This window comes from Pseudomonas sp. IT-P294, from assembly GCF_949767865.1.
Lineage (GTDB): Bacteria > Pseudomonadota > Gammaproteobacteria > Pseudomonadales > Pseudomonadaceae > Aquipseudomonas.
Window position 1 is genome coordinate 92150 of record NZ_CATKQW010000059.1, and the last position, 12581, is coordinate 104730.

Annotated in this window: 12 protein-coding genes; 6 read left to right on the forward strand and 6 right to left on the reverse strand. The window is 60.6% G+C overall.

Translation table 11 applies throughout. From position 1 onward, the window contains the following. Positions 1–42 precede the first annotated feature (42 nt). The 3 genes from mreD to mreB all read right to left on the reverse strand — a co-directional run bounded on the left by mreD (position 43) and on the right by mreB (position 2866). Entirely contained in the window at positions 43–534 is a 492-nt protein-coding gene (gene mreD / locus ACM6I0_RS30660) for a rod shape-determining protein MreD (RefSeq protein ID WP_090175508.1), read from the reverse strand. Further along, positions 534–1685 (reverse strand): rod shape-determining protein MreC, encoded by a 1152-nt coding sequence (gene mreC, locus ACM6I0_RS30665; protein WP_414924098.1) that lies wholly within the window; start codon positions 1683–1685, stop codon positions 534–536. The genes mreD and mreC overlap by 1 nt, the downstream gene beginning before the upstream one ends. A 143-nt stretch (positions 1686–1828) precedes the next feature. Further along, a complete protein-coding gene (gene mreB, locus ACM6I0_RS30670; protein WP_002555108.1) occupies positions 1829–2866 on the reverse strand; it encodes a rod shape-determining protein MreB in 1038 nt (345 codons plus the stop codon). A 210-nt stretch (positions 2867–3076) separates the two neighbouring features. Between mreB and gatC the strand changes: the two genes are divergently transcribed. The 6 genes from gatC (at position 3077) to ACM6I0_RS30700 (ending at position 8298) form a co-directional block, all read left to right on the forward strand. Further along, on the forward strand, positions 3077–3364 hold the full coding sequence (gene gatC / locus ACM6I0_RS30675) for an Asp-tRNA(Asn)/Glu-tRNA(Gln) amidotransferase subunit GatC (RefSeq protein WP_007901429.1): 288 nt from the start codon (positions 3077–3079) through the stop codon (positions 3362–3364). A gap of 16 nt (positions 3365–3380) precedes the next feature. Continuing rightward, positions 3381–4832, forward strand: a complete 1452-nt coding sequence (gene gatA, locus ACM6I0_RS30680) for an Asp-tRNA(Asn)/Glu-tRNA(Gln) amidotransferase subunit GatA (RefSeq protein ID WP_414924030.1) — start codon at positions 3381–3383, stop codon at positions 4830–4832. Positions 4833–4842: 10 nt separating this feature from the next. After that, complete coding sequence (gatB, locus tag ACM6I0_RS30685; protein WP_414924031.1) at positions 4843–6288, forward strand: Asp-tRNA(Asn)/Glu-tRNA(Gln) amidotransferase subunit GatB; 1446 nt, start codon at positions 4843–4845, stop codon at positions 6286–6288. 148 nt (positions 6289–6436) lie between these two features. Beyond that, positions 6437–6811: a septal ring lytic transglycosylase RlpA family protein gene (locus tag ACM6I0_RS30690; RefSeq protein ID WP_285430824.1), complete on the forward strand. Its 375-nt coding sequence runs from the start codon at positions 6437–6439 to the stop codon at positions 6809–6811. 51 nt (positions 6812–6862) lie between these two features. Continuing rightward, complete coding sequence (locus tag ACM6I0_RS30695; RefSeq protein WP_414924032.1) at positions 6863–7921, forward strand: calcium/sodium antiporter; 1059 nt, start codon at positions 6863–6865, stop codon at positions 7919–7921. Positions 7922–7962: 41 nt separating this feature from the next. Beyond that, entirely contained in the window at positions 7963–8298 is a 336-nt protein-coding gene (locus ACM6I0_RS30700; protein ID WP_414924099.1) for a carboxymuconolactone decarboxylase family protein, read from the forward strand. A gap of 157 nt (positions 8299–8455) precedes the next feature. Here ACM6I0_RS30700 and ACM6I0_RS30705 read toward each other — a convergent pair whose 3' ends face one another. The 3 genes from ACM6I0_RS30705 to ACM6I0_RS30715 all read right to left on the reverse strand — a co-directional run bounded on the left by ACM6I0_RS30705 (position 8456) and on the right by ACM6I0_RS30715 (position 12515). Next, positions 8456–9397 (reverse strand): AEC family transporter, encoded by a 942-nt coding sequence (locus ACM6I0_RS30705; protein ID WP_285430822.1) that lies wholly within the window; start codon positions 9395–9397, stop codon positions 8456–8458. 185 nt (positions 9398–9582) lie between these two features. Continuing rightward, complete coding sequence (gene garD, locus ACM6I0_RS30710; RefSeq protein ID WP_285430820.1) at positions 9583–11136, reverse strand: galactarate dehydratase; 1554 nt, start codon at positions 11134–11136, stop codon at positions 9583–9585. Between the two features lie 11 nt (positions 11137–11147). Further along, positions 11148–12515, reverse strand: coding sequence for an MFS transporter (locus tag ACM6I0_RS30715; protein ID WP_259155310.1), 1368 nt, complete (start codon positions 12513–12515; stop codon positions 11148–11150). Between the last annotated feature and the right edge of the window lie 66 nt (positions 12516–12581).

The following is a 12581-nucleotide window of genomic DNA, read 5'->3' on the forward strand; positions in this document are numbered from 1 at the left end:
TCTCCCTTGTCTACCGCCAATACGGGCCAATGCCTGACCGAATCAAGTGATTTTGTAGCGTCGACGCAACCCGCGCAAACCGTAGCTGACCCAAGGCCAGAGCAAGGCACTGACCAGTGCCGGCAAGACAAGCGCCAGTGTCGGCTGGCGGTTGCCGGTCAAGGCGCTCAACCACAGCTGAACAAGCTGGGCGAGGCCGAAGATCACCAGGATCACCAGGCTCTGTTGCCACATCGGGAACATGCGCAGGCGCTGTTGCAGCGACAGCACCAGAAAGGTGATCAGTGTCAGGATCAATGCGTTCTGGCCCAGCAGTGTGCCGTAGAGCACGTCTTCAGCCAGACCCAGGCACCACGCGGTGACCATGCCGACTTTTTGCGGCATGGTCAGCGCCCAGAATGCCAGCAGCAAGGCCAGCCACAAGGGACGCAGGATTTCCATGAACTGTGGCAGCGGCGAAACGCTGAGCAACATGCCGATGGCAAAGGTCAGCCAAACGATCCAGCCGTTTCGCGATGCAGTCGTACCGACCATTATTCTCGTCCCCCAGTGGAGGCTGGCGCGGAGACAGGCGGCTTGGCAGCAGGCTTCACGGCAGCGGGTTGAGTCGCAGGCGGCTTGGTGGCCGCCGGCTGCGTGGCGGGAGGCTTGGCGGCCGAATGCCGTGTGGTCGTGGGCTTGGCCGGGGTTGCCGCAACCGGTGCTGGTGCCGCTGCCGGAACAGCCGGAGCAGCCACGGGCGCAGCTGCCGGCGTCGGGACCAGGGCAGGCTTCGAAACGGTCGCCGGGAAGATCGGGCCGCCGCCGTGCTGATCAAGGGCTTCCTGAGCCTGGGCGGCTTCATTGGCGCGCTCTTCAGCGGTACGACCGTCGCTGAACACCAGCAGCAGGTAACGGCTGCGGTTCAGGGCGGCGGTCGGCACGGCACGCACGATGGCAAAGGGCTGGCCGGAATCGTGGATCACTTCCTTGACCGTTGCCACCGGGTAACCGGCCGGGAAACGCTGGCCCAAACCTGAGCTGACCAGCAGATCGCCTTCCTTGATGTCCGCCGTATCGGCCACGTGGCGAAGTTCGAGGCGTTCCGGGTTACCGGTGCCGCTGGCAATTGCGCGCAGCCCGTTGCGGTTTACCTGCACCGGAATACTGTGGGTCGTGTCGGTCAGCAGCAGCACGCGAGAGGTGTACGGCATCAGTTCAACCACCTGCCCCATCAGGCCGCGGGCATCGAGCACCGGCTGACCGAGGATCACACCGTCGCGCTCACCTTTATTGATGATGATGCGATGGGTGAAGGGATTGGGGTCCATGCCGATCAACTCGGCCACTTCGACCTTCTCGTTGACCAGCGCGGAGGAATTGAGCAACTCGCGCAGCCGAACGTTCTGCTCGGTGAGGGCCGCCAGCTTTTGCATGCGCCCCTGCAACAACAGGTTTTCGGTCTTGAGTTTTTCGTTTTCGGCGACGAGTTCGGTACGGCTGCCAAATTGGCTGGCCACACCCTGCCATAGCCGCTGCGGCAGGTCGGTGATCCAGTAAGACTGCATCAGCACCAGCGACATTTGGCTACGCACTGGCTTGAGCAGTGTGAATCGGGCATCGACCACCATCAGGGCGACCGAAAGCACGACCAGCACTAATACGCGCACGCCCAGTGAGGGGCCCTTGGTGAAAAGCGGTTTAATAAGCCGCTCCTCCCAGGCAAATTTTTTCTTTATTCATACGGCATCAAACCGGCCTGGATGCAGAGTGACAGAAGATAAACGCCAACAGGCAGCACTGCAAAGTGCCGCCTGCGCGCTCAACAGCATAGATGCGATCCGGCGACTTACTCGCTGGAAAGCAGGTCCATGGTGTGCTTGTCCATCATCTCCAACGCACGACCACCGCCGCGAGCCACACAGGTCAGCGGGTCTTCGGCGACGATCACCGGCAGACCTGTTTCCTGGGCCAGCAACTTGTCGAGGTCACGCAGCAAGGCGCCACCACCGGTCAGTACCAGGCCACGCTCGGCGATATCGGAAGCCAGCTCCGGAGGCGATTGCTCCAGGGCACTTTTGACCGCCTGAACGATGGTCGCCAGAGACTCTTGCAGAGCTTCCAGCACTTCATTGGAGTTCAGGGTGAAGGCGCGTGGAACGCCTTCGGCCAGGTTACGGCCGCGAACGTCGACTTCACGCACTTCGCCGCCCGGGTAGGCTGTACCGATTTCCTGCTTGATACGCTCGGCAGTGGATTCACCGATCAGGCTGCCGTAGTTACGGCGCACGTAGGTGATGATCGCTTCGTCGAAGCGGTCGCCGCCAACCCGTACGGATTCGGCGTAAACCACACCGTTCAGGGAGATCAGTGCGATTTCAGTGGTACCACCACCGATATCGACGACCATCGAACCGCGCGCTTCTTCAACCGGCAGGCCGGCACCGATCGCAGCGGCCATCGGCTCTTCGATCAGGAACACTTCACGCGCACCGGCACCAAGGGCCGATTCACGGATGGCACGACGCTCAACCTGGGTGGATTTGCACGGAACGCAGATCAGCACACGAGGGCTTGGCTGCAGAAAGCTGTTTTCGTGAACCTTGTTGATAAAATATTGCAGCATCTTTTCGCAGACGCTGAAGTCGGCAATCACGCCATCCTTCATCGGACGAATGGCAGCAATGTTGCCCGGCGTTCGGCCGAGCATGCGCTTGGCTTCGGTGCCGACAGCGACGACACTTTTCTGGTTACCGTGTGTCCGAATAGCCACAACCGATGGCTCATTCAGGACGATACCGCGCTCGCGCACGTAAATAAGGGTGTTGGCAGTGCCCAGGTCAATGGAAAGATCGCTGGAAAACATGCCACGCAGTTTCTTGAACATGGGAAAGGGACCCTAGGCAACGCGTGGGTAAAAAAGTGCGGCAAACTCTAACAACGACAGGGATTTTGGGCAAGGCGCCAATATGTTAAATTGGCCGCTTTTCTGTGCACCAACCCCCACAATCGCGGCCTTATGACCGTAGAAATGCGGTAGTGTTCCGACAATCTAACACACGGACGACGTCCGTTCTGTTTTCCACTGGAGATTCCCATGGCGCTTGAACGCTCCGACGTGGAAAAAATCGCTCATCTGGCCTGCCTTGGCCTTAATGATGCCGATCTTCCACATATTACTTCGGCCCTGAATAGCATTCTCGGGCTGGTCGACGAAATGCAGGCGGTCAATACCGACGGTATCGAGCCGCTCGCCCACCCACTGGAAGCCAGCCAGCGCCTGCGTGCAGACGTCGTGACCGAGACCAATCATCGCGAGGCCTACCAGTCCATCGCACCAGCGGTCGAAAACGGCCTGTACCTGGTTCCGAAAGTCATCGACTAAAGGGAAAGAGCCTGCAATGCATCAAATGACTCTGGCCGAGATCGCCCGCGGTCTCGCCGATAAAAAGTTTTCTTCCGAAGAGCTGACCAAAAACCTGCTGGCGCGTATCGCCCAGCTCGATCCTCAGCTCAACAGCTTCATCACGCTCACCGAAGACCTGGCGCTCCAGCAGGCGAAAGCCGCTGACGCACGCCGTGCCAACGGTGAGACCGGCGCCCTGCTCGGTGCGCCGATCGCGCACAAAGACCTGTTCTGCACCCAGGGCATCCGCACCAGCTGCGGCTCGAAGATGCTCGACAACTTCAAGGCGCCGTACGACGCCACTGTCGTCGCCAAGCTGGCCGCTGCCGGGGCCGTGACCCTGGGCAAGACCAACATGGACGAATTCGCCATGGGTTCGGCCAACGAGTCGAGCTACTACGGCCCGGTGAAAAACCCGTGGAACCTGGAACACGTTCCGGGCGGTTCGTCCGGCGGTTCGGCGGCGGCGGTTGCCGCGCGCCTGCTGCCAGCGGCCACCGGCACCGATACCGGCGGCTCGATCCGCCAGCCCGCAGCACTGACCAACCTAACCGGCCTGAAACCGACGTACGGTCGCGTTTCGCGCTGGGGCATGATCGCTTACGCCTCCAGCCTCGATCAGGGCGGCCCTCTGGCCCGTACCGCCGAAGACTGCGCGATCCTGTTGCAAGGCATGGCCGGTTTCGACCCGCAGGATTCCACCAGCATCGACGAGCCCGTGCCTGATTACAGCGCCAGCCTCAACGGTTCGCTGCAAGGCCTGCGCATCGGCGTGCCGAAGGAGTATTTCGGCGCCGGTCTCGATCCACGCATCGCCGACCTGGTCATGGCCAGTGTCGAAGCACTGAAAAAACTCGGTGCCGTGATCAAGGAAATCAGCCTGCCGAACATGCAGCACGCGATTCCCGCGTACTACGTGATCGCTCCGGCAGAAGCGTCTTCCAACCTGTCGCGTTTCGACGGTGTGCGCTTCGGCCATCGCTGCGAAAACCCGAAAGACCTGATCGACCTGTACAAACGCTCTCGCGGCGAAGGGTTCGGCCCGGAAGTGCAGCGCCGGATCATGGTCGGCGCCTACGCGCTGTCGGCCGGTTACTACGACGCCTACTACCTCAAGGCACAGAAAATTCGTCGCCTGATCAAGAACGACTTCATGGCCGCCTTCAATGAGGTCGACATCATCCTCGGCCCAACCACACCGAACCCGGCCTGGAAGCTTGGCGCCAAGAACAGCGACCCGGTCGCTGCGTACCTGGAAGACGTCTACACCATTACCGCCAACCTCGCCGGCCTGCCGGGCTTGTCCATGCCCGCCGGTTTTGTCGATGGCCTGCCGGTCGGCGTGCAATTGCTCGCCCCGTATTTCCAGGAAGGTCGCCTGTTGAACGTTGCCCATCAGTATCAGTTGAACACTGACTGGCACACCCGCACCCCAACCGGCTTCTGAGGAGAAACACATGCAATGGGAAGTCGTGATCGGGCTGGAGATTCATACCCAGCTCACCACCCGGTCGAAAATCTTTTCCGGTAGCTCCACCACTTTCGGTTCCGAGCCGAATACCCAGGCCAGCCTGGTAGACCTTGGCATGCCCGGCGTTCTGCCGGTGCTGAACCAGGAAGCGGTGCGCATGGCGGTGATGTTCGGCCTGGCTATCGATGCCGAAATCGGCCAGCACAACGTGTTCGCCCGTAAAAACTATTTCTACCCGGACCTGCCCAAGGGCTACCAGATCAGCCAGATGGAGCTGCCGATCGTCGGCAAGGGCCACCTGGACATCGCCATGGAAGACGGCACGATCAAACGTGTCGGCGTTACCCGTGCACACTTGGAAGAAGACGCTGGTAAAAGCCTGCACGAAGAATTCAACGGTGCCACCGGCATCGACCTGAACCGTGCCGGCACGCCGCTGCTGGAAATCGTTTCCGAGCCGGACATGCGCAGCGCCAAGGAAGCCGTGGCTTACGTCAAGACGATCCACGCGCTGGTGCGTTATCTGGGCATCTGCGACGGCAACATGGCCGAAGGCTCGCTGCGTTGCGACTGCAACGTGTCGATCCGTCCAAAAGGCCACGTTGAGTTCGGCACCCGCTGCGAGATCAAGAACGTCAACTCGTTCCGCTTCATCGAGAAGGCGATCAACAGTGAAGTTCGCCGTCAGATCGAGCTGATCGAAGATGGCGGCAAAGTGATCCAGCAGACCCGCCTGTACGATCCGAACAAGGACGAGACCCGTCCGATGCGCAGCAAGGAGGAAGCCAACGACTACCGTTACTTCCCCGATCCGGACCTGCTGCCCGTGGTCATCGAAGACTCGTTCCTCAATGAGGTTCGCGCCACCCTGCCGGAATTGCCACCGCAGAAACGCGAGCGCTTCCAGGCGCAGTTCGGCCTGTCGGTCTATGACGCCAGCGTCCTGGCCACCAGCCGCGAGCAAGCCGATTACTTCGAAAAAGTCGTGGGCATCAGCGGCGACGCCAAGCTGGCGGCGAACTGGGTCATGGTTGAGCTGGGCAGCCTGCTGAACAAGCAAGGCGTGGAAATCGACCAGTCACCGGTCTCGGCCGAGCAACTGGGCGGCATGCTGCTGCGCATCAAGGACAACACCATCTCCGGCAAAATCGCCAAAGTAGTGTTTGAAGCGATGGCCAACGGCGAAGGCAGCGCGGACGAGATCATCGACAAGCGTGGCTTGAAGCAAGTGACCGACAGCGGCGCGATCTCGGCGGTGCTGGACGAAATGCTCGCGGCCAACGCCGAGCAGGTCGAGCAATACCGTGCGGCAGACGAAGCCAAGCGCGGCAAGATGTTCGGCTTCTTCGTCGGCCAGGCCATGAAAGCCTCCAAAGGCAAGGCCAACCCGCAACAGGTCAACGAACTGCTCAAAAGCAAGCTCGAAGGCTGATGAAAATGGAGCCAGCCCTCAAATCTGGCTCCACTCCTTGTGGGAGCCAGCCTGCTGGCGATAGCGGTCTGACATTCAACATATCCGTGTCTGACACTCCGCAATCGCCAGCAGGCTGGCTCCCACATTTGTTTTCGGGAAACCTTCAATGAAGCGTCTGCTCAGCCTTTGCGCCCTGCTCTCCCTGCTGGCCGGTTGCGCCAGCAACGACATCATCGATCCGCACGGCTATGACAAGACCGGCGTGGCTTCGTATTACGGCGCCAAACATCAAGGTAAACGCACCGCCAGTGGTGAGCGTTTCAACAAGAACTCCCTGACCGCCGCCCATCGCCAGTTGCCGTTCGGCACGCGGGTGAAGGTCACCAATCTGAATAACGACAAATCCTGCGTCGTCCGCATCAACGATCGCGGGCCGCATGCCCGTGGGCGTCTGATCGACGTGTCACATGCTGCGGCCGAGCGGTTGGGCATGCTCGGCAGTGGTACCGCGCGCGTTCGCGTGCAAGCCCTCGACGATTAACAGCCGGAGCCCAAAACCATTTTCGGACTTGACGACGTACCCCTGATCAGCGTGATTGAATTGTTCGTTGGCCTGCTGCTGCTGATCGCGGGTGCCGAACTGATGGTGCGCGGCGCTGTGCGCCTGGCGGCGCGCCTGCAGGTGCGGTCGCTGATTATCGGGCTGACCATCGTCGCCCTCGGCAGCAGCGCCCCGCAGATGGCGGTTAGCCTGCAAGCCACCCTGGCGCAAAACGCCGACATCGCCGTCGGCAGCGTGATTGGCAGCTGCATCTTCAACATCCTGGTCACCCTGGGCCTTTCGGCGCTGATCATTCCGCTACGGGTTTCGCGGCAGCTGGTGCGCCTGGATATCCCGCTGATGATCGGCGCCAGCCTGCTGGTGTTCGCACTGGCCTGGAACAAAGAGCTGGATCGTGTGGACGGCTTGATTCTATTGGCTGCGCTGGTGTTGTACCTGGGCTTGTTGCTGCGCCAGTCGCGGCATTCGACTCGCCCGCCCTCCCACGACGAAACACTGAAGGCACCGTGGGTCAGCAGCGTGCTGATGATCGTCGCAGGACTGGCCATGCTGGTGTATGCCGCTCACTTGTTGCTGGGTGCCGCCGTGGCGGTCGCCACCGACCTGGGGCTGTCGGAACGAATCATCGGCCTGACCATTGTCGCCGTCAGCACTTCACTGCCGGAGCTGGCCACCTCATTGATCGCCGCGTTGCGCGGTCAGCGCGATATCGCCGTGGGCAACGTCATCGGCAGCAATCTGTTCAACCTTCTGGGCGTGCTTGGCCTGACGGCGCTTGTCGCGCCTTCGCCGCTGTCTGTTTCGCCCAACGCCCTGGATTTTGACTTGCCGGTGATGCTCGGCGTCGCGGTGCTGTGCCTGCCGCTGTTTTACACCGGCTACCGGGTGACCCGCGCCGAAGGCTTGCTGTTTCTGGGGCTGTACCTCGCTTACGGCTTGCACGTGGTGTCATTCACCACCGGCATGCCGCTGGCCGGCAAACTTGAACACCTGATGCTGTTTTTCGTCCTGCCGGCGCTGGTGGCGTATCTGCTGTTTACGTCGCTGCGCGCCTGGCGTCGCCAACACCACAAGAGGGAAATGCCGTGACCGACAATAAAAAACCTGGCGTTGAAGTCCGCCGCCAAGTGATGGGTGACGCCTTCGTCGACCGCGCTCTGGGCAATGCCACCGAGTTCTCCCAGCCGCTGCAGGATTTCGTCAATGAACACGCCTGGGGCAGCGTGTGGAATCGCGAAGGCCTGCCGCTGAAAACCCGCAGCCTGATCACCCTCGCCGCACTGACCGCGTTGAAGTGCCCGCAGGAATTGAAAGGTCACGTGCGCGGCGCGTTGAACAACGGTTGCACCGTGGAAGAAATTCGCGAGGCGCTGCTGCATTGCGCGGTGTATGCCGGTGTGCCGGCGGCGATCGATGCGTTTCGCGCGGCGCAGGAAGTGATCGACACTTACCAAAAGCCGGAGTGAGTCATCGGCATTTGTGGTGAATGATCTGCCGCCATCGCGAGCAAGCTCGCTCCCACACTAGGCCGAGTCGTACACAAATTTTGTGTCCACTGGAGATCCCCTGTGGGAGCGGGCTTGCCCGCGAAGAGGCCCCCAAAAAAAACCAAAGATTCCGAAGCTAGATCCAACCTCCCCACTGCAATAAAAAGATCCCGACGTTGGTGGTAATCGCCGCCATCAACGTCGTAATGACGATGATCGCCGCCGCCAGTTCATGATTGCCATTGGCCTGACGGGCCATGACAAAACTGGCCGCTGCAGTCGGGCTGCCGAAATACAGAAACAGAATCCCCAACTCCGCTCCGCGAAAACCCCATAACCACGCTCCCAGCGTCGCCAGCACCGGCAGGCCGATCATCTTCACCAGGCTTGAGCTGAGCGCCATCGTGCCGCTCTTGCGCATCGCTGCCAGCGACAACGTGCCGCCGATGCAGATCAGCGCCAACGGCAAGGTGGTTTGCGCCAGGTACTGACCGGAGGTTTCCAGCCACCCCGGCAAGCCGATCTTGAAATAAGCAAATGGCGCCGCCGCAAACACGCTGATGATCAGCGGATTGACCATCACGCTTTTGAAGATGCTCCACGGATCGGACTTGATCACCGGGCTGTAGACCGCGAGCACGATGGTTGAGAGCGTGTTGTAAAACAGGATCACCAGCGCTGCGAGAATCGCCCCGAGGGAAATGCCGTAATCGCCGTACATGCTGGCCGCCAGTGCGAGGCCGATGACACCGTTATTGCCGCGAAACGCGCCCTGGGTGTAGATCCCCCGGTCTTCACGCGGGCACTTCCAGATTGCCCAGCCCCAGGCAATGGCGAAACACACCAGGGTGGCGAGCGCGAAGTAGATCAGCAGCGCCGGTTGCAGCGCGGCGTGCAGGTCGGCATGCAGGATGCCCAGAAACAGCAACGCCGGCATGGTGACGTTGAACACCAAGGCCGACGCAGTGTGGATGAAGTTGTCGTTGATCCAGTTGATGCGCTTGAGCAGCACACCCAGAAACAGCATGGCAAACACCGGCGCGGTGATGTTCAGGGTTTCGAGGAAGATAGCCAGCATGCCGGGAGAACCTTGGGTGGGCGTCGTTAGGGGGCTAATGATAAGCCACCAAGTCCTCTGGCGTCTGTTAGACCGCTATCGCGAGCAGGCTCGCTCCCACATTTGTTCAGTGCCGAACACAAAATCTGTGTACGGCGAAAATCCAGTGTGGGAGCGGGCTTGCCCGCGATGCAGGCGACTCGGTCTTACGTGATCGGCGCAGGGTTAAACAAGGTGATGTCGTTATGCAGCTTGTGCTGCTCGGCCCACGTCTGTTTTTTCCCGCTCGCCACGTCCAGGTAGTAGTGGAACAACTCCCAGCCGAGGTCTTCAATCGAAGCCCGTCCGGTGGCAATCCTCCCGGCATCGATGTCGATCAGGTCCGGCCAGCGCTGCGCCAGTTCCGTGCGCGTCGAGACCTTCACCACCGGCGCCATCGCCAGGCCATACGGCGTGCCGCGCCCGGTGGTGAATACATGCAGGTTCATCCCGGCCGCCAGTTGCAACGTCCCGCAGACAAAATCACTGGCCGGGGTCGCGCAGAAAATCAGCCCTTTGCGCTTGAAGCGTTCGCCAGGGCCCAGCACGCCGTTGATCGCGCTGCTGCCGGATTTGACGATCGAGCCCAAGGACTTTTCGACAATGTTCGACAACCCGCCCTTCTTGTTCCCCGGCGTGGTGTTGGCGCTGCGATCCGCTTCGCCCTTGGCCAGGTACCGGTCGTACCAGTCCATTTCCCGCACCAGCTCCTCGGCGACTTCCTTGGTTTCGGCGCGGGACGTCAGCAGGTAAATCGCGTCACGCACTTCGGTGACTTCGGAAAACATCACCGTCGCACCGGCCCGCAATAGCAAATCCGAGGCATAGCCCAACGCCGGGTTGGCAGTGATGCCGGAAAAGGCATCGCTGCCGCCGCACTGCATGCCCAGAATCAGCTCGGACGCCGGCACGGTTTCCCGGCGACGCTGATCGAGTTTCTTCAAACGGACCTCGGCCAACGCCATGATCTGCTCAATCATCTCGGTGAAACCGTGACTGGAATCCTGCAAGCGATACAACCACGGATCGCTCAGGTCCACCGAGCTGTCGTTCTCGTGCATCACCTGCCCGGCCTGCAATTTCTCGCAACCAAGGCTGATGACCAAGGCTTCGCCACCCAGGTTCGGGTTGCGCGCCAGGTTGCGCACGGTACGGATCGGGATGTAGGCGTCGGTGGCGGTGATGGCCACGCCGCAACCGTAACTGTGGGTCAGCGCCACCACGTCATCGACGTTCGGGTAGTGGGGCAGCAACTCTTCCTTGATGCGCTTGACCGCATGGTCGAGCACGCCGGTCACACACTGAACCGTGGTGGTGATCCCCAGAATGTTGCGCGTGCCGACGGTGCCGTCGGCATTGCGATAACCCTCGAACGTAAAACCTTCCAGCGGTGCCTGCGCGGCCGGCACATCGGTGGACAGCGGCAGGCTGTCCAGCGGCGGCGCGGTGGGCATGCGCAGTTGATCTTCCTTGACCCAGCTGCCGCGTGGAATCGGCTGCAACGCGTAGCCGATGGTCTGGCCGTAACGAATGACCTGGCCACCCTCGGGAATATCTTCCAGGGTGACTTTGTGGCTCTGCGGCACGAAGTCCACCGTCACCAGGCCATCGGGAAATTCAGTGCCGGCCGGCACGCCCTGGTCATTGACCACGATCACGACATTGTCCCGCTCGTGCAGGCGGATGTAGCGCGGCGAGTCGGAATGTTCAATCAACTGCATGACGCCGCTCCTCAGGAATGCGCTTGAGATAATTTGTTGTTGGTTTCAGGGCCGTTGACTGGCGGCTCCTTGAGCACCACACGTTTGATCGGACCGACGATCACCAGGTAGCTGAACACTGCGACCAGTGCGTTGCAACCGACAAACACCAAGGCCCATTTGAACGAACCGGTGGAGCTGATGATGTAGCCAATCACGATTGGCGTGGTGATGGACGCGATGTTGCCGAACATGTTGAACAGGCCGCCACTCAAACCGGCGATCTGTTTTGGCGAGGTGTCGGACACCACCGCCCAGCCCAATGCGCCAACGCCTTTACCGAAGAACGCCAGGGCCATGAAGCCGACCACCATCCATTCGATGTCCACATAGTTGCAGGCCACGATGCTGCTGGAAACCAGCAAACCGGCAATGATCGGCGCCTTGCGGGCGAAAGTCAGGGAATGGCCCTTGCGCAGGAGGTAGTCGGAAATCACCCCGCCGAGCACGCCACCGATGAAGCCGCAGATCGCTGGCAACGAAGCGATGAAACCCGCCTTGAGAATGGTCATGCCGCGTTCCTGAACCAGGTATACCGGGAACCAGGTCAGGAAGAAGTAGGTGATGCCGTTGATGCAGTATTGGCCCAGGTAAACGCCGAGCATCATGCGGTTGGTCAGCAACTGGCGGATGTAGTCCCACTTCGGCCCGTCGGTTTTCTTGCCTTTGCCTTTGTCCTGGTCCATGTCGACCATACCGCCGTTGTCGGCGATGTGCTTGAACTCGGCTTCGTTGATCATCGGGTGCTGACGCGGGCTGTGGATCACTTTCAGCCAGATCAGCGAGAACACGATGCCGATGCCGCCCATCACCACAAACACGTGCTGCCAGCCGAAGCTGTAGACGATCCAGCCCATCAGCGGTGCGAACAGCACGGTGGCAAAGTATTGCGCCGAGTTGAAGATCGCCGACGCCGTGCCGCGTTCAGCGGTCGGAAACCAGGCCGCCACGATGCGCGCGTTACCGGGGAAGGATGGCGCTTCGGCCAGGCCCACCAGGAAGCGCAGCATGAACAGCGCAACGATTGCCGTGGACATGCCGAACTCACCGACATAACCCTGCAGCACGGTGAACAGCGACCAGGTGAAGATGCTCAGTGCGTAGACTTTTTTCGAACCGAATCGGTCCAGCAGCCAGCCACCGGGAATTTGCCCGGCCACGTAGGCCCAACCGAATGCAGAGAAAATATAACCGAGAGTGACCGCGTCGATGCCGAGGTCTTTTTGCAGGCTGGAGCCCGCGATGGCGATAGTGGCCCGGTCGGCGTAGTTGATCGTGGTCACCAGGAAAAGCATGAGCAGAATCAAATAGCGGACGTGGGTCGGCTTGGTCGCTTGCATGTAGATGTACTCCCACTGATTATTTTTATGCGGGTAATAACGATTTCTTTTTGTGGGAGCTGGCCT